The sequence below is a fragment of the Prosthecobacter sp. genome (assembly GCF_029946185.1).
In the GTDB taxonomy this organism is placed as follows: domain Bacteria; phylum Verrucomicrobiota; class Verrucomicrobiia; order Verrucomicrobiales; family Verrucomicrobiaceae; genus Prosthecobacter.
In genome coordinates this window covers 1-17,193 of sequence record NZ_JAQSEA010000104.1, presented here as the reverse complement: position 1 = coordinate 17,193, position 17,193 = coordinate 1, and the positions used below count along the sequence as shown (strand labels likewise).

Sequence of the window (17,193 nt, the reverse complement as noted above, 5' to 3'; positions counted from 1 at the left end):
AGGAGAGGGATCATCCTGATCCCTCAGCGCTCCGCGTTCACCCAAAGCTCTTCCAAAGCAGGGACCAGGATGGTCCCACTCCTTCCAAGCCACCCAGAGCCTCCGGCAGGAGAGGGATCATCCTGATCCCTCAACGCTCCGCGTTCACCCAACGCTCTTCCAAAACAGGGACCAAGATGGTCCCACTCCTCCCAAGCCACCCAGCGCCTCCGGCAGGAGTGGGATCATCCTGATCCCTCAACGCTCCGCGTTCACCCAACGCTCTTCCAAAGCAGGGGCCAAGAGGGTCCCTCTCCTCCAGAGGGTGTTACTTGCCAGCCTCCCGCGTCCCGCTCCCCTTGGGCATCTTCATGAGGCTGTCGCCGAGTTCAGCGCGCATGGTTTCGGCATGCTTTTGCAACCGGGCCACCTCGGCCGGGTTTTGCGCGGCCACGTTCTTGGATTCACTGAGGTCTCCATACAAGTCATACAGTTCCGACTCGGTGATCTTCGCCTGCGTGTAGTTCACCGGGATGCCGCCAGTGGCCTTGGGGCCGTCCGGGAGCAGGCTGCGGTAGGAGTGAGGGAGCTGCAGCTTCCAGCGGCCATCTCCGCTGCTGATGGCCTGGAGCTGATTTTGCTCATAGTAAAAGGCGTAGAAGTCGTGCGGGTTTTGAGCGCCGGGTTCTCCGCTGACGATGGGCCAGCAGTTGAGGCCATCGATCTTGTGCTCGGGCAGTTTTGCCTCAATGACGTGGGCGATGGTGGGGAGGATGTCGATGGTCATCAGCATCGTGTCGGTGGTGGTGCCCGCAGGAATTTTTCCCGGCCATTTCATGATGCCCGTCACGCGCGTGCCGCCCTCCCAGCAGGTGCCTTTCCCCTCGCGCAGGGGGCCGGTGCTGCCCGCATGGTCGCCGTAGCTGAGCCAGGGGCCGTTATCGGAAGTGAAGATGACCCAGGTGTTGTCTTCGAGGCCGTTTTTCTTCAGGGCGTCCATGATCTGGCGCACGGACCAGTCCACCTCCAGCATGACGTCGGCAAACAAGCCTTTGCCAGATTTGCCTTTGAACTTGTCACTCACAAACAGGGGCACATGCACCATGCTGTGCGCGAGGTAGAGAAAGAAGGGCTTGTCCTTGTTCTTTTCGATAAACTGCACGCCACGGGTGGTGTAGTCCGTGGTGAGGTGGGTCTGCTCCTCCGGCGTGACCTCTTCATCCACGACATGGTCGTCTTCGATCATGGGCAGCTTGGGAAAAGCCTTTTTGGCCTGCGGATGGAAGGGCCACATGTCGTTCGAGTAGGGGAGGCCGTAGTACTGGTCAAAGCCGTGCTTGGTGGGAAGAAACTGGGGCAGGGAACCCACATGCCATTTGCCCACAGCGGCGGTGGCGTAGCCTTTTTGTTTCACCAGTTCGGCCAGCGTCATTTCATTGCTGCTGATGCCATGCTTGGCGCTGGGTCCGAGGGCGCCGTGGATGCCCACGCGGTTCGGGTAGCAGCCGGTGAGCAGGGCGGCGCGTGAGGCGCTGCACACGGGCTGGGCGACATGGAAATTAGTAAACTTGCGGCCCTCCGCTGCCAGTTGGTCGATGTGCGGGGTCTGGTAGCCCTGCGCGCCGAAGCAGCTGACATCGGCATAACCCATATCATCCATGAAAATAATGACGATGTTGGGAGGTGGAGATGCTGAGGTGGCCACCTGAAAGGGGAGGATGAGAGCTAGGATTGCAGACGGCAGGAGGCGCATGGTGGGGGAGGGGATAAAAGTGAATGAGTTGGCACAAATCAGCCCTCATGAAAACGCTTGAGAAAACTGCGGCATTCCATAGAATTTTTCTGCTTGCTGATTCCTTGCATGCCTTTATGATTCGCGTCCTTCCCGGACAGAATTAGCGTTTTCACGGCGAGAGTGGGGCCATCCCCGCTCTTTTTTGTCTGGTGAAATCACGAATTTTATATGATCAGCGAACTCAAAGCCCTTTTCGACTACTACGAGAAAGAGAAAGGAATCGACCGTGCAAAAATGGTCGAGGCCCTGTCACAGGCATTGCTCGCCGCCTCCAAAAAAAGCATCGGTCCCGCACGGGAACTCCGCATCGACATTGATCCTGAAAAAGGAACGATCAAGGCCTTCGCCAAGTTGATCGCGGTGGAGACTGTTGCCAACCGTTGGGAGGAACTCCCGCTCGCCACCGCCAAGCGCTTCAAGAAAGACGCCGTTCTCGGAGACGAGATCGAAGTCGAAGTCACGCCCAACAACATGGGCCGCATCGCCGCGCAGACTGCCAAGCAGACGATGCTCCAGCGCCTCCGCATGGCGGAGAAGGAAAATCTCTACGAAGAGTTCAAGGACCGCACCGGTGACGTCGTCAGCGGCGTGGTGCGTCGCTTTGAAAAATCCGACGTGATCGTTGATCTCGGCAAATTCGAAGGCGTCATGACCTCCAAGGAGCGTGTCTCCACCGAGGACTACACCCCCGGCGACCGCATGCGTTTCTACGTCAAGGCGGTGGACAAAGAGGGCGGTCGCGGCCCGGAGATCATCCTCTCCCGTGCCCATCCGAATTTTGTGCGTCGCTTGTTTGAATTTGAAGTCAGCGAAATCGGTGACCACACCGTGGAGATCGCCAGCATCGCCCGTGAGGCCGGTTACCGCACCAAGGTGGCCGTGCACAGCGCCGATGAAAAGGTGGACCCCGTGGGTGCCTGCGTCGGTCTGCGTGGTGCGCGGGTGAAGAACATCGTCCGCGAACTGAACAACGAGAAAGTGGACATCATCCGCTGGAAGTCCGACCCCGCCGAGTTCGTGCGTGAAGCCTTGAAGCCAATCAAGGTCATGTCGATCAAGGTGAATGTGGAGAAGAAAGAAGCACGCCTCACAGTGACAGACGAAGACCTATCCAAGGCCATCGGTCGTCGCGGACAGAATGCGCGCCTGACTTCACGCCTCGTCGGCATGGATCTCGTCATCGAGAAGGATGAACACGCAGCCGAGGTCTTCGAAGGCCAGATGGGCAGCGCCGTGCACCATCTCGTGGACGCCCTCGGCATCACCGCCGAGGTGGCCCGCTTGCTGACACAAGGCGGCATGGGTGATCTCAAAACCCTCGCCACTGGAGTGGATGTCAGTGACATCGCCGAGGTTCTCGGTGGCGACGACGCCCTGGCCCAGCAGATTTTCGACAAAGCAGCAGCACATGCTTCCTCTCCTTCCAAGGAGTAGCCCCTGTGCCGCCATGACAACGACTTTAAACCAACCCCCAACTTACGACCAGCCAGCCTCCAACGCCGCTCGCCCGATCTCATTCTCTCATGTCCAGCAAACCCTCCTCAGCCAAAAAGAGCAAGTCCCCCACCGACGTAGTCGTTGAGGCGGCTGTGCCTGCCGAAAGCGCCAAGCCCAAAAAAGAAGTCAAAGGGAAGGTGCTTTCGTTGATTGAGGAAAAGAAGCCCCGGAGCAGAGGGCCGGCTAAAGACCACTCGCTGCCGCCCTTGGGAGCCAGAAAAGTCGTTGAACCTGTGCCGGAGGCACAACCTGCCGCACCTGCCAAGCCCACGCTGGATGAGCGCAAGGCTGCCGCCCTGAACCTCTTTGAGGATGACGACAAGCCGAAGGTGCGCCGCCGGCCAGCGAATGACAACGCCCAGCATAATGCGCTGCCGCCCATCTCATTGATCAATGATCCCTCGCCGCCGAGGCCCATCGTCCCCATCGTACATACCGCTCCGGCAGAGGTGGCACCACCGGAGTTTGAAGTCGGTGAAAGCGGTGAAAAAATCATTCACCTGAAGCCACCGATCGTGGTCAAGGATCTGGCGGACAAGATGGGCCTGAAGCCCTTCAAGATCATTTCCGAACTCATCGCCTTCAAGGTTTTCGCCAGCGCAGACAAGGCCATCGACATTGAGATCGCCGAAAAGATTTGCGAGAAGCACGGCTACAAGCTCGAGCGCGACAAGCGTGAAAAAGGCGGCGGCGTCCACAAGGTGGAAGAAGTCATCGTCGAGCCTGTCGCACAGGTCGTCGAAGAGGTGGAGGAGGGAAAACTGGAACTCCGCGCCCCGATCATCACCTTCATGGGTCACGTTGACCATGGCAAGACCTCCCTCCTGGACGCCCTGCGCAAGACGCAGGTCACCGTCGGAGAAGCGGGTGGCATCACCCAGCACATCGGTGCTTATTGCATCTGGCATCACGGCAAGCCCATCACCTTCATCGACACACCCGGCCATGCCGCCTTCTCGGCCATGCGTGCCCGTGGTGCCAAGGTCACGGACATCGTCGTCCTCGTCATCGCTGCCGACGACGGCATCATGCCGCAGACCAAGGAAGCCCTCAGCCATGCCAAGGCTGCCGGCGTGCAGCTCATGGTGGCTCTGAACAAGTGCGACCTGCCTGCTGCCAACGTGCTCCGCGTGAAAAGCCAGCTTCAGGACATCGGCCTCGCGCCAGTTGACTGGGGTGGCGAGATCGAAGTCATGGAAGTCTCCGCCAAAAGCGGACTCGGCCTCGACAACCTGCTCGAAACCATGTCCCTCCAGGCCGAAGTGCTGGAGCTCAAGGCAGACCCCAAGGCCTCCCCGCGTGCCACCGTCATCGAATCCTCCATGGTCGCCGGCAAAGGCCCCGTGGCCACCGTCATCATCGGCCAGGGCACGCTCAAAGTCGGCCAGCCCTTCATCTGCGGCCCGCTCTGGGGCAAGGTCAAGGCGATCATCAATGACCGCGGCGAGTCCATCAAGGAAGTCCTTCCCGGCATGCCCTGCGAAGTCATCGGCTTCAGCGACATGCCGCATGTGGGTGACGAAGTCGTCGTCATGAACAACGAGCGCGACGTCAAGAAGCTCAGCGTTGAGCGCCTTGAAGAGATCCGCCATAAGAAGCTCAATGTGCCGCGTCGCTCCACCCTGGAGCACCTCTTTGCCAGCATCGAGGACAGCAACAAGAAGGCCCTCAAAATCGTGCTCAAGTGCGATGTGCAGGGTTCCGTGGAAGCCGTGGCCAAGTGCCTCACCGACATCAAGAGCGACAAGTGCAACCTCGACATCCTGCATCAGGAAGTCGGTGCCATCAACGAATCCGACGTCCTGCTGGCCAGCGCCTCAGACGCCATCATCATCGGCTTCAACGTCAAGGTGGAGAACAAGGCCCTCACCGTTTCCAAGCGCGAGACCGTACAGGTGAAGCTCTACTCCATCATTTACGAACTCATCGATCAGGTGAAGGAAGCCATGGCCGGATTGCTCGATCCGATCACCCGCGAAAAGGTCATTGGCCATGCCCGCGTGAAGCAGGTCTTCAAGGTCAACAAGGGCTTCGTCGGCGGCTCTGTCGTCAGCGATGGTATCATGAACCGCAAGCAGCGCGCCCGCGTGCTGCGTGACGGCCAGGCCGTCTATGACGGTGGCTTCGAAACGCTGCGCCGCTTCCACGACGAAGTCAACGAAGTGCGCAACGGCATGGAGTGCGGTATCAAGCTCTCCGGCTTCAGCGACTACGAAGAAAACGACGTCATCGAGTGCTACGAACTCGAAAAAATCGCCCAAACTCTCTAATCCAAGCCAGTTGAAGGTTTAAAGTTACAAGTTTCAAGTTATCCGCGAAGGCAGCTTCCGGTAACTTGAGCCGAGCTTGCAAGACAGGCGTAGCCAAACTTTAAACTTTAAACCTGTAACTTTAAACTACTGTATGTCCCTCCGAGTCGACAAAGTACGCGAGCTCATTCGTCGTGAGCTCAGCACCATCCTCGAGAAGGATTTCCGCAATGAGAACTGTCTCGTGACCATTCACGACGTCAGTCCCACGCCGGACATGCGGCAGTGCTTCGTGTACGTCGGAGTCATCGGCAAGCCGCACCAGCAGGACGCCGCCCTGGCCAAGCTCGTCAAGGCCCGTGGCTTCATCCAGCGGGACCTCTACAAGCGCGTCAAACTCCGCAGCAGCCCCCAGCTCTTCTTCCGCCTCGACAAATCCGTCGAGCGCGGCGTGCCCCTCCTGAACATCATCGACAATCTCCCCCCGCCACTGCCGGATCTTCCGGTGGAAGGTGAGGAAGAGAAGAAGGATGCAGAAGCCGAAGGCAAGGCTGGGGAGTAGGGATAGAGGCGCGGACATCCAGTCCGCAGCATGTCGCATGCGCCAGGAGGGAAGTGCCTGCACTGCGGGCAACAAGCAGGAGGGTGCGCTGGAGGCTGAGCGGCGGGAGAGACGTGCGGATGCCTCAGGTGATACCCCAATTCATTGAAAACGGGTCTATTTCGGAGCCGCTGAAGGTTCGGTTCTGAAGAAGAGACTTTGTGTTCAGTGGGACGCTGCAAGGCAGATGGGGCAGCCGATGCTTGCATGCCCGCCATACGTAGGATGGGTGTGGCGCAAGCCCGCCCGTCCATCAGCGTTCCGCAAACGCCATGACTTGCGAACGTCCTCGCAGTCGGACGGTTTGGCGGAGCGTGTGGTGGAGCGAAGAAGCGGTTGGGACGCCAAACACATCCAACCTACGACCGGAGTGCCACGCTACCCGTGCACACGCCTGCACAGACCCGTTTTCAATGGCGCGTGGGCCTGCGGAGCATCTTTCCAGGAAGAAGCGGCTGAGCATCACCCGCCCCAGCGAAATCATTGACATCTCTTCCGCTGATCCCGTATAACCGGGAAATGGCCAGCAGCATTCGTCTCCCATCTGCGGGTGTCTCGTCCTACCTCCCGGCGATGCTTTTGAGGTCCGGCCTAGGCTTCAGCATGGGCCTCATCCTGATTCTGTGCGGTGGCTTGATCGCCTGCTTTGCGGTGCTCAGCGCGCAGATGCGGCAGCCGGCGCAGGCCGTGGTCACTGCCCCAGCGGCTTCTGCGGACGACCTCTTCAATGCGCGGTACTACCCGCTCATTGATTCGAAACGTTTTTATTTTCCGCGAAGGCGGCAGTTCCTTTTTCCACCACAGGTCCTCCTTCCAGAGCCACTCCCCGAGATCCTCCCCACGCTGGAACCTTCGCCGAAGGTGCCGCTCTATCCTCCTGGGGTGCGTGAGAGCGCTGATGAAACATTCGATCTTCAGCACGAAGCTCAAAAGTAAAACGCCACGCCCAAAAGTGGCAGTGATGCCATTCATGCCCGGCATGAATGGCACTCGGTTAAGCCCATGTTTCGCACGCATAGTCGTCAGGATCTCAGCACCAAAGGTGCGGCGGACTCAGCCCAGGGCGCGGCGAGGAACGAGCAAGCCCTGGGTTACCGCACCAGCCCTCCGGGCAGCAAACCCAGCAGCCTCTGAACACATCGAGCACCCCAGCAGCGTCATCAACGCACCGTCGTCTCTGCCAGCGTCCCTTGGCTCCCAAAATCCACGATGAATGCCCTTAACCGAGCGCCATTCCTGCCCGGCATCCTTTCTGCATCTTTTATCTGGCGTTTGCGCCTGCAAGAGACAGCTATCGCTCACCTCTTATGCCCGCCCAATACGCCCGTTATCCTTCGCTTGTTGATCGCACCGTTTTCATCACCGGCGGTGCCGATGGCATTGGCAGTGCGCTGGTGGAGCAGTTTGCGCGGCAGGGCAGCCGCGTGGCCTTTGTGGACAAAAACGTGCCGTATGCCCAGGCCACGATCCAGCGCTGCACCGACGCCGGCGTGGCGCATGCGCCCTTGTTCTATGAGGTCGATCTGCTCGACATCGACGCGCTGAAGGCCGCCTGCGCCGCCGCCCTGCGCGCTCTCGGCAGCGTCACCGTTCTCGTCAACAACGCCGCCAACGACGACCGCCACGCATGGCAGGACGTGACGCCCGAGTATTTTGACAACCGCATCAACACCAACCTGCGGCATTACTTCTTCGCCATCCAGGCCCTGGCCCCGCAGATGATCGCCGCCGCGCAGGGCTCGGTGATCAACATCGGCTCCAGCAGCTACATGATGCAGGAGGATTTCTTTCCCGGCTACGCCATCGCCAAGTCAGCGGTGGAGGGCATCACCCGCACCATGGCCCGCACCTTCGGCCCCCATGGCGTCCGCGTGAACACCGTGCTCCCCGGCTGGGTGCCCACCGAGCGCCAGCTCACGAAATGGTGGTCCCCCGAAGGCGAGGCCGGCACGCTGCGCGACCAAGCCCTCAAGCGCCGCATCCAGCCCGAAGAATTCGCCCAGATGGTCCTCTTCCTCGCCGCCGACGATGGCGCCGCCTGCACCGCCCAGCAGTTCATGGTGGATGGTGGTAGGTTTTAGCAGGGGCGCAAGCATCTCGAAGTAAGGCTTGGCATCTTCCCAGTCTTCCCTGCAGAGAGCGGAACGCCGCAGAGGTTTTTCAAAAGTGATCTCTGCGGCGTTCGTTCCGGGATTGAAAACTCTCGGTCGATACCGCCATCGCTCTTGGCGAAAGTTCATCTGGCTTGTTCATGCGTAGGCCCTGAAGCGCCATCGCTCTCATGAACTTTAAACCTGTCACTTGAAACTCCCCATTGAAACTTCGCGCTCGCTTCGTTCTGATACTCGCCTCTCCCCTAGGAGTTTTCTCAGATGACCGATCAAGCCCCAAGCATCCCTGACACCGCCGCCGAGCGGTCGTGGGTCTGGCATGCCACCTTCAAAAGCCGCGTCGCCGGAAAAATATCCGTGCTGGCTTGCGCCGAGACCCTCTTCGCCATCGCGCTGTACTGGGGCATCGCCATCCATTGGGACACCCACTGGCATCTGCTGAGCAGCGTCTTCATCGCGCCGCTTTTGCTGCTGCGTTCGCCGGAGTCCATGAAGTTGGGGGTGAGATGGTTCTTGAAGGAGGGGCTCGGCATCAGCAACTACGAGGACTGGTCGAAGGCGAAGCGCGAGAAGTGGTTGATTAGAGCAGCGGTCCTTACTGGCATCGCAGTCTATCCGTTGGCCTCCTGGTTGAGTGGACTCTGGCTGGTAGGGCAAAGCGGCTGGCTACTGTTGGGCTGGTCGATGCTTATTGGCGGTTTGTCGCTAGCGTTTACGGTTACAATTGTGATCATGATTACCGGTACGGTTGTGGGTTCGGGAACGGCTATGACTTTGTCTAAGGTAGCAGGTGGTGGGGTTGTTGCAGGTGGGGCTATGGGAGCGGGTGTGAGTGTTGGTATGTTTGCTGGTGTAGTTGCAGGTGCAGGCGGTTTTGTGGGGGCATTTGTAGGCGCGGGTGCCGGAGCGACTGCGTATGTAGGACTTGGGATGGGACTGGGACTTGCCGCCCGTGGTTTGGTTTTCCGTGTGGTTGCCACGCTGCGGTATCTGCCCCAGGGCCTTGGCCGACTGCCGGAAAACTGGCAGGAAAACAACTTTTGGGTGGATTTCTTTGTGCCCGCCGAGCTTATACCGGGTATTCGAGAAGAGGATGAGAGTTTTGCCTTCGACGGCTTCATTCGTTCATTATCCGAAACGGAAAATAAGGTTTTTAAATGGGGGGCAGGACCACCGCTTGCCGCATTTTTCTTCCTTCCCGCCTTCCTCTACCGCCTCAACATCAAGGCCACCTGCTGGTTCTGGTGGCCGCTGGTGTTTCTGCTGAAGCCGCAGCCCAAGGCCGACAAAACTGGCGAGCAAAAACAAGCGCTCTGCTGGCCCTGGGACAATCCTTTGCAGCGGCTGCTCATTCTCGTGCCAGCGCTGATTGTCCTCGTTATCTTGATCGCGGAGTACTGCGATTTCGGCCTGTGGCAGCAGTTCAAAAACGCCGCCGCCGTGCCCATCCCGCTCAAGCTTGCGCTTGGCATGGAATGGAGCCACATCACACCGTGGCATTGGGCCTTGCTCATCGTCGAGATCACCGGCCTTGGCATGCTCATGATCGCCGGGAATGCGTGCAGTCACAAGGCCAACGACAACTGGGATACCTACGCGTGCAGCTGCATGCAGACGCAGCTCTGGCTCATGAACGCCCTCATGCGAGTGCGCAGTCTCGCAGCGAAGGCCTTCATGCTCCTCGGGCTGGGCATGTGTCTGATTTCGTTTCCTGAATGGCGGCAAAAACTACCGGCTCCGCTGCTGCAGCAACTGGAGACTTTTTATCATGCCCGAGACTCCGACGCACGAGGGACTGCCGATCCTCTACGGCTGTGAGGTCTTTAACGCACGCTAATACCCGCTCATTGATTCGAAACGTTTTCATTTTCCGCGAAGGCGGAGGTTCTTTTTTCCACAGGTCATTCTCCCAGAGCCACGCCCCGAGATCCTCCCCACGCTGGAGCCTTCGCCGAAGGTGCCGCCTTACCCGAGGGCGTTTGCAGTCACTCCTGCGGCTGAGGCGGATGAAGGTGCGGATGATGTCCCATGACGGGCCCAAGCCTGCGCTCTGGATTGTGCTGCATGCAGCGAATATTGCATGAATCTCCGGGCGCGGCTGAATCCGCCCCTTGGGTATGACAGAGGTGCCTGGCTGGCTGCGATCCTTCCCTCTTCCTCCCATCACCACTCGACTCCCGTCTTTTTTAAACTGCACATGCTTGCCCCTACCACGACTCATCCAGGGCTGGCCCGCTGGACCAATCTCTTCAGTCTTTTGGTGATCGGCATCGGGAGCGCTGTCTTGGCTGGATGGATCTTCGATGTGTCTTTTCTCAAACGCATCCTGCCGGGGAGCATCGCCATGAAGTTCAATACGGCGCTGGTGTTTGTCCTGGCGGGGCTTTCCCTGCGGGGGGCGGCTGTCTGCCGCAGCCCGTGCTGCCGGCGGATGGGACAGCTCTGCGCAGGCCTCGTCATCCTCATCGGCGGGCTCACCTTGGTGGAGCACATCTCCGGGGTGGATCTGGGCATCGACAATCGGCTGCTCCAGGAGCAGGCGCGTGCGACGAGCAAGTACACCCCGGGCCGCATGTCATCGCAGACGGCCGTGAGTTTTGTGTTCTTTGGCGTGGCGCTGCTGCTTTCCGCCAGCCGTAGGAGGGGCTGGTGGAACGTGGTATCCAGGGCGCTGCTGGCCTGTGTGGCCTTCATCGCTCTGGCCAGTCTGGTGGGGCATCTCTTTGGCTTCATGTTTCAGGTGGGCATCAGCCAGATCACCGGCATGGCCATTCATACTTCGCTGGCGTTTCTGCTGCTCTGCGCGGGCCTGTACTGCGCCAGGCACGAGGCCGGGGAGGCGCGGGACATTTTGTTTAGCGAGACCACCGGCGGCATCATGGCGCGCCGGCTGCTGCCAGGGGCTATCCTGATGCCATTGCTGCTTGGCTGGCTCGGGGTGGGCGGCAGGAAGTCGGGTCTGTATGACACGCCTGCCGGAACGGCGTTTTTTGTCGTCTGCACCCTGGCTTTTTTCACGGTGCTCGTTCTTGCCACCGCGCGCCAGCTTCACCTGCTGGATCTCGCCCGGCGTGCGGCCGTTGACGCGCGTGATCAAATGATCGCGGAGCTGCAGCGGTCGTTCGATGAAGTTCGCACGCTGCAGGGCCTGCTGCCCATGTGCGCCTGGTGCAAGAAGATCCGCGACGATCAGGGCTACTGGGACGATGTGGCCTCCTACATCGCCAAACACACGGAAGCCAGCGTGTCCCACGGCATCTGCCCCGAGTGCAGCACGGTGCATTTTCCCGCGACGCCGCCTGCTTGAGCCTGGGCAGACATTAAAGATGACAGGCACGAATGGCGCTTGATTAAGGCGGGTGTCGAGGAAACCATCCATTCACTGACGAAGCCGAAAAGTGTCACGGAGCGCGGACTTGAGTCCGCAGCAGGTCGTCCGCGTGGGATGTGTGATGGCTCGCACTGAATGCCGCAAACACGGTGATGTCGGGTGTCGAGAAAGCAGCATGTCAAGGCGGGGCAGGTGTGTGCTGCGGAGTGCAGCGGAATCAATTCCGCGCTCCGAGGAGCGTTGCGCGCAAGCAGTGAGTTTCACGAGCTGCGCCCTTAATCAAGTGCCATTCATGACAAGCATTACAGAAAGAGACTTCCACGGTTTCCACCGTTTCAACGGGGGGTGGTGACAAACTAGCCCCCACACACATGGAGACTTCCACGGTTTCCACCGTTTCAACGGGGGTGTGTCACTCCCTGCCCCTGCAAGGAGAGACTTCCACGGTTTCCACCGTTTCAACGGGGGGTGGTGTGTTCGCTCATTCCCACGTGAAGGTGTAGGTGTACAGATTGCCAGATTTGCTCACCACACACTGCTGGCGGGAAACAAGGTGGGGGATGATGTCGCCGTAGAGCTTGGAGGCGGTGAGCGCGCCCAAGCGTCCGGGATTGGCGGCAAAGCGGTGGGTGAGCTGGCTCTTGGTGTACGCGGCCTGCTTCTGGCCGGGCCTGACGCTGTGGTCACCCGTGATCTGCGCCAGCAGCCATTCGGCGGTGTCGTCCACCTGGACGCGGCGGCTCATGCCTTCGAGCTGGATGAGTGCGTCAAGGCAGCCGTTTTGATGCGCCTCCGCCAGCTCCAGAATCTCCGGGGTGATGGTGAAGGGATCTGTGATGCTGCCCCTGGCCCACCGGCAGGCCTGGAAGATGATGGCCAGCTTCAGGCAGCGGGCGGGGGATTCATTGAGGCTGGAGAGCAGGCTCTCATCTCCATTGGTATATCCTGGTATTGACTCACAGCGGTCGCGGTTGCGCTGCTGCAGGCCCACCCAGTAGTGCTTGGCGGCCTTGGTGAGCTGGTCCCTGCCCACGCTGCCTTTGAGCGTGGTCAGATTGCGGAAGAGGTCGGTCAGGTTTTGCAGATCTTCTCCTTCCAGGCTTTCAGGCCACCAGATCTGCCGTGCCTGCCGGGTGGCCACGTAGAAGCCAAAGCGGCGGCGCAGCCCGCAGCCGGAGGCGATTTGATCCAGCCGCGCCACACCAAAGGTGCTGCCCATGCAGAGGCTCAGGGTGGCCTGCTCAATGTGCCGCTGGGATTCGCCATCGCCGTGGCTTTTGCCTTCACGCAGGAAGTTCTGGTGCCATGGCGAACCATCGTAGAGGCCCAGGTAGCGGGCGGAGGTCTCGCGCCCGTAGGACTGCGACTCCCAGCTACGCAGGATGGTGTTTCCTTCGTCCTCAAACTGCAGGCGGTGGGGCTGCTGCTCAAAGGTGTCAAACAGCGCGGAGTCGCTGGCGTTTCCGCCGATGAGATCCTCAGGGGTGAGGATGTGCCGGGCGATCTTGATCGCAGGCGCAAAGGTGGTGCCCTTGCGCAGGCCGGCAGGACAGGCCACGAAGTTGTAAATCGTCAGCGGCTTTTGGCTGCCAAAGTTCAGGGTGACATTGGGTGTTAGTAGCTTGCCACACAGGGCCAGGATGGGAGCGACGATGAGGCCGTCCGGCAGCTCTGAGACGCAGCGCGCGAAGTCACGGTAATCCATGAGGATGGAATCCTCCGGGATGGGGTGCTCGCGAGTTTTCTCACCACCCCCCGTTGAAACGGTGGAAATGGTGGAAGTCTCCATGCCTGCGGGAGCTGGTTTCTCACCACCCCCCGTTGAAATGGTGGAAACCGTGGAAGTCTCCGCCTTGGGCGTGGCGGGAGAGTCACAAACCACCGTTACAGATGTGGATGTTGCGGACGTTTCTCCCGCAGCAGGCGGCGCGGGGACCGCTGCGGGTGGGGGCGGGGTCGCGGGGTGCAGGTGCTGGGTCCAGTCGGCGGAGGGCCGGAAGGCGGCGCGTGCCATCAGCTCGGCCTTGCCATCGGCGAGGTGGCGGGGTGTGCCAGCCTCCGGCGGGTGCGCAGCAGCGGGGTGGGTGTCAGAGCCGGGGTTGGATTTGGATTGAGAGTCGGAGTCAGGTTCAGTGTTCATGGTCTTGGAAAAAAGGTTGGGGGCAGAGGAATCCGCCGAAATAGAAAAGAGGTCGGGTTCAGGAGTCCTGGCGTGGGCCAGAGCAAAGGCGTGGGCATGGGCAGGAGTCATGGCTGGGGCAGGGTTGGAGGCTGAGGTGGGAAGATTTCGTGTAGGATGCCCAGGCGCTCGGCCTCCGGCAGATGGAGGACATCGCCGAGGTCCTTGCAGGTCTTGGGCAGGAAGTGCACATGGGCGTGTACGCCTGCGGCCTGGAGGTCTGCGAGCCAGGAAGCTCCGGCGTCCATGCCCGCCTCGTCCGTGTCCGGGATGAGGTGTATCTCACGCCCGCGCAGTCGCTCCAGCAGCTCTGGAGCCCGCGCAAAGCGGGAGCTGGCGCTGGTGGCGGCGAGGATGCTCCAGGCGTGCTGCGTATCCACCAGCAGCATGGCGGCGAGGCCCTCGATGAGTCCCACGGCCCCCTCCACCAGCAGCACGTGCGTGGTTTCGCCCAGCCAGCTCTGGCCGATGAAGGCGCCCTGGGAGCCGGAGAGATTCCGCGCTTTGATGTGCGTGCCGTCGGCCTTCGCCAGCGGCTGCCCGTCCAGCCGCCGCACCTGGGCGAAGGTGCCCTCGGTGATGACGAGGCAGCGCTGCCCCTGCATCATCGCCACCTTGAGAAACCCGTGCCGATGCGCCAGATCCACCGCATCTGGAAAGATGCCGCGCAGCTCCGCCACGGTGCGGATGTCTTCACGCGTGAGGGGGTGAAACGCCGGCCACGTCTCGCGCAGCCAGGCCCGGTCTTCCGCAGGTATGGCGGGTGTCTGGGGGCTCTGTGGCTCGGCGGCACTCTGCGAAGAGGAACAGGTCTTACAGGGGTTGTTCGACCTGCAGGGCTTATCTTTCCCCTTTGCGCCGTGGGTGCTCTGCCCACCCTGGGGCCACTCAGCCTCCAGCAGGCAGCCCGCAGGCACTTTGGTGCTTCTGGCGGCCCAGTGCAGCTTGTGGCGCAGGTCATTCTCCCGCCAGGGCGGGCGGCAGTCCTTGTTCCAGTGGCTGAGCAGGGGCAGGGCCTCCTCCTCGGAGAGGTCAAAGCCGCGCACCAGCGCCACGGCGGCGCTGAAGGCGGCGGCATCGCCCCCCTGCCCGGAGACGGAGGCGGGCATCTTTGCCAGATAGGCGCTGGCACGTTCGGTTGCAGTTTTCATCGTGTGGTAGAAAGTGGTAGTTTAGGCCGTGGGGGTGGTGTGGGGCAGGGGGATCACCTTGATCCCGCTGGGGGTGGATGGCGCGGGTGCGCTGGTTGTTGAGTCCGCCTCAGGGAGCGGGACGATCCCCCGCCGCAAGGCGGAGGCGCTCGGCAAGGCCGCAGACACCTCGCGCTGCAGCAGCGCGGCCCAGACCTTGGCGGGTTCAAAGCGGCAGAAGCCGCGCACCTTGATCATGGGCACCATCCCGTCGAGGACCCAGTTGTGCAGGGTCCGGCGGCTGATGCCGAGCTGCTGCGACATCTGCACCTGTGTGAGCAGCTCCACCTTGGGCAGAATCGTGGTCGGAGCTTCGGCTGGCCCGGTGGTGGTGATGTCGGGAGTGCAGGTCGTGCTGGAGTTGGAATGAGAGTTCATGATGTTGTTGTTATTGATGGTCTTTGAATGCTTGTTTGTGCTATTTAATGGTGTCTTGTGGTATCACGCGGGCGCGTCAGGGCATGGAGATGCCGGTGGGCGCGGAGTCCGCGTGAGGTCGGGCGTGGAAGGCTGGGGGCTTTTCAGGGCCGCCAGGACTTGTGCCGGGTGCGATTGCCAGAGTTCTTCACTGCTGCTTCGCCTTGATCCCTTTAAAAAGCCGCGTTCTGCACGCCGGCCATCCTCAGGAATGGATAAAGACTTGGGTCCGTTTTTGAAAGTTCAAGCGAAATTTTACGAAAAGTTGCAGCAGGGGGTGCGGCGCTGCGGCAGGAAGCTCAAAATGGAGCGGATCAGCAGGAAATAGCCGGGTGGAAATCACCGCAAGGCTGCGGGTCAGCCCTTCTCAGCCCTCCCCACGCTGACCGCATGCTCCCGAATAACTATAGCGATTCGCGAAGCTCATTTCCGGAATGGAGAGTCTGAGGATGTTCGGTTTGCCGCAGAGGGGCAAAGGTGCGGAGGTGGCAGAGATTAGATTGCGTGTTTCCTCAGGTGCTCTGCGGCAAGCGGCCCGGCGGGCTGTCTCCCTCCGCGAGTATGAGTGCAGCAGGCAGGGTTTCACCCCATAGCACAGGGCATCACACCCCGTATCATGTCACGCATGCCCGTGAAAAATCGTCCATCCGTCTCAGTCCTTTTGCGCGATGACTGAATACTAACCTGCCTGCTGCGTCCAAGCACCCAGCCACAAAGAGGTGTGTGAGACGGCGAGTCCCTGCTGCCACCCCCTCCTTTTTAAAATCTCGATCCAACCCCCTCACTCACCATGAAACGTTCCTTTCTTCTCTTATTTGCCGCGCTGCTGGCCCTGACCATGCCGCTGGCTCCGGCACGTGCGCAGGATGACTCCGTCTCCATCGACTTCTTCTACGATGCGCTCAGCCCTGACGGGGACTGGATTTACACGCCGAACTACGGCTACGTCTGGCAGCCGCTCGTCGCGCAGCAGCCCGGCTGGTCGCCGTATGCGGATGGCAGCTGGGCTTTCACGGAGGCGGGCTGGACGTGGATCTCCAACGAAGACTTCGGCTGGCTCACCTACCATTACGGGCGCTGGATCCAGATGCAGCAGGCCTGGACCTGGGTGCCCGGCTATGAATGGGCGCCCGCGTGGGTCTCCTGGCGTCAGACGCAGGGGCAGATCGGCTGGGCACCCCTGCCGCCCGAGGCCGCCTGGTCTCCCGGCATCGGCTTCGGGAACTGGACGGACAGTTACTACGATGTCGGCCCTTCCTATTACAATTTTGTGCCCATTAACCTGTTTGCCAGCATCACCTCCCTGCGGCCCTTCATCCTGGATCGCAGCCGCAACTACAATTACTATGACCAGTCGGTCAACATCACCCAAATCAGCTATCAGAAGAACGTGGTGAACAACATCTTTGTCGGCGGCCCCGACCCGCAGCGCATTGATGGCTTTGGCAATAACCGCGTCCGCCGGCTGTCCCTGCACCGGGATGATGACGGCTTCCGCCGCAACTGGCTGGACAATGACCGCGACCGCCGTGGCAACGGCCCGCCACGCGGAGGCTCCTCACGCATTGAGAAGGGCCAGCTCTTTATCGCCTCCCCCTCCATCCGCAGAGATGACTCCCACAGGCTGCCCCCTCGCGTGCGTGAGTCTTTGAACCAGCCTGTGATCGACCGTGGCTGGCGCGGTATGGGAAATGACCAGAACACCGACCGCATGCGCCAGCGTCAGCGCGATGAACTGGATCGCACCCGTCCGGCCAATCTGCCGGAAAAAAACTTGCGCCCCGTCACCAGCACCGCACCCCCCCCCGCCGTGGGTCGCAAGCGGGAGCCCCATGGGCGCAAAG

Annotated in this window: 13 protein-coding genes; 9 read left to right on the top strand and 4 right to left on the bottom strand. The window is 60.7% G+C overall.

Annotated elements, in window-relative coordinates:
• Positions 1-307: 307 nt before the first annotated feature.
• Positions 308-1,732: a sulfatase gene (locus PSV43_RS08140; protein ID WP_300195403.1), complete on the bottom strand. Its 1,425-nt coding sequence runs from the start codon at positions 1,730-1,732 to the stop codon at positions 308-310.
• A 210-nt stretch (positions 1,733-1,942) separates the two neighbouring features.
• Between PSV43_RS08140 and nusA the strand changes: the two genes are divergently transcribed.
• From nusA to PSV43_RS08100, 8 genes are all read left to right on the top strand, one after another.
• On the top strand, positions 1,943-3,208 hold the full coding sequence (gene nusA / locus PSV43_RS08135; RefSeq protein ID WP_300195401.1) for a transcription termination factor NusA: 1,266 nt from the start codon (positions 1,943-1,945) through the stop codon (positions 3,206-3,208).
• Positions 3,209-3,297: 89 nt separating this feature from the next.
• Complete coding sequence (infB, locus tag PSV43_RS08130) at positions 3,298-5,541, top strand: translation initiation factor IF-2 (protein WP_300195398.1); 2,244 nt, start codon at positions 3,298-3,300, stop codon at positions 5,539-5,541.
• A 133-nt stretch (positions 5,542-5,674) separates the two neighbouring features.
• Positions 5,675-6,082, top strand: a complete 408-nt coding sequence (gene rbfA, locus PSV43_RS08125) for a 30S ribosome-binding factor RbfA (protein ID WP_300195395.1) — start codon at positions 5,675-5,677, stop codon at positions 6,080-6,082.
• A gap of 642 nt (positions 6,083-6,724) precedes the next feature.
• Positions 6,725-7,057: a hypothetical protein gene (locus PSV43_RS08120; protein WP_300195393.1), complete on the top strand. Its 333-nt coding sequence runs from the start codon at positions 6,725-6,727 to the stop codon at positions 7,055-7,057.
• A 66-nt stretch (positions 7,058-7,123) separates the two neighbouring features.
• Positions 7,124-7,255: a hypothetical protein gene (locus PSV43_RS08115; protein WP_300195390.1), complete on the top strand. Its 132-nt coding sequence runs from the start codon at positions 7,124-7,126 to the stop codon at positions 7,253-7,255.
• A gap of 173 nt (positions 7,256-7,428) precedes the next feature.
• Entirely contained in the window at positions 7,429-8,202 is a 774-nt protein-coding gene (locus tag PSV43_RS08110; RefSeq protein WP_300195386.1) for an SDR family oxidoreductase, read from the top strand.
• Positions 8,203-8,493: 291 nt separating this feature from the next.
• Positions 8,494-10,050: a hypothetical protein gene (locus tag PSV43_RS08105; protein ID WP_300195383.1), complete on the top strand. Its 1,557-nt coding sequence runs from the start codon at positions 8,494-8,496 to the stop codon at positions 10,048-10,050.
• A 379-nt stretch (positions 10,051-10,429) separates the two neighbouring features.
• On the top strand, positions 10,430-11,539 hold the full coding sequence (locus PSV43_RS08100) for a hypothetical protein (RefSeq protein ID WP_300195381.1): 1,110 nt from the start codon (positions 10,430-10,432) through the stop codon (positions 11,537-11,539).
• A 505-nt stretch (positions 11,540-12,044) separates the two neighbouring features.
• Here the strand turns inward: PSV43_RS08100 and PSV43_RS08095 are convergent.
• From PSV43_RS08095 to PSV43_RS08085, 3 genes are all read right to left on the bottom strand, one after another.
• Positions 12,045-13,703: a DUF3987 domain-containing protein gene (locus PSV43_RS08095; RefSeq protein ID WP_300195378.1), complete on the bottom strand. Its 1,659-nt coding sequence runs from the start codon at positions 13,701-13,703 to the stop codon at positions 12,045-12,047.
• Between the two features lie 107 nt (positions 13,704-13,810).
• On the bottom strand, positions 13,811-14,893 hold the full coding sequence (locus tag PSV43_RS08090) for a hypothetical protein (RefSeq protein ID WP_300195375.1): 1,083 nt from the start codon (positions 14,891-14,893) through the stop codon (positions 13,811-13,813).
• A 21-nt stretch (positions 14,894-14,914) separates the two neighbouring features.
• The gene (locus PSV43_RS08085; RefSeq protein ID WP_300195373.1) at positions 14,915-15,310 is read right to left on the bottom strand and encodes a hypothetical protein; all 396 of its coding nucleotides are present in this window, start codon (positions 15,308-15,310) and stop codon (positions 14,915-14,917) included.
• A gap of 829 nt (positions 15,311-16,139) precedes the next feature.
• On the opposite strand from PSV43_RS08085, the gene PSV43_RS08080 reads away from it, so the two are divergent.
• On the top strand, positions 16,140-17,193 hold a 1,054-nt coding region (locus tag PSV43_RS08080), incomplete at its 3' end, for a DUF6600 domain-containing protein (RefSeq protein WP_300195370.1).

Coding starts and splice junctions, on each gene's coding strand:
- PSV43_RS08115 (WP_300195390.1), top strand. CDS start 7,124: ATGTTTCGCACGCATAGTCGTCAGGATCTCAGCACCAAAGGTGCGGCG.
- PSV43_RS08110 (WP_300195386.1), top strand. CDS start 7,429: ATGCCCGCCCAATACGCCCGTTATCCTTCGCTTGTTGATCGCACCGTT.
- PSV43_RS08140 (WP_300195403.1), bottom strand. CDS start 1,732: ATGCGCCTCCTGCCGTCTGCAATCCTAGCTCTCATCCTCCCCTTTCAG.
- infB (WP_300195398.1), top strand. CDS start 3,298: ATGTCCAGCAAACCCTCCTCAGCCAAAAAGAGCAAGTCCCCCACCGAC.
- PSV43_RS08105 (WP_300195383.1), top strand. CDS start 8,494: ATGACCGATCAAGCCCCAAGCATCCCTGACACCGCCGCCGAGCGGTCG.
- rbfA (WP_300195395.1), top strand. CDS start 5,675: ATGTCCCTCCGAGTCGACAAAGTACGCGAGCTCATTCGTCGTGAGCTC.
- PSV43_RS08100 (WP_300195381.1), top strand. CDS start 10,430: ATGCTTGCCCCTACCACGACTCATCCAGGGCTGGCCCGCTGGACCAAT.
- PSV43_RS08085 (WP_300195373.1), bottom strand. CDS start 15,310: ATGAACTCTCATTCCAACTCCAGCACGACCTGCACTCCCGACATCACC.
- nusA (WP_300195401.1), top strand. CDS start 1,943: ATGATCAGCGAACTCAAAGCCCTTTTCGACTACTACGAGAAAGAGAAA.
- PSV43_RS08095 (WP_300195378.1), bottom strand. CDS start 13,703: ATGAACACTGAACCTGACTCCGACTCTCAATCCAAATCCAACCCCGGC.
- PSV43_RS08120 (WP_300195393.1), top strand. CDS start 6,725: ATGGGCCTCATCCTGATTCTGTGCGGTGGCTTGATCGCCTGCTTTGCG.
- PSV43_RS08090 (WP_300195375.1), bottom strand. CDS start 14,893: ATGAAAACTGCAACCGAACGTGCCAGCGCCTATCTGGCAAAGATGCCC.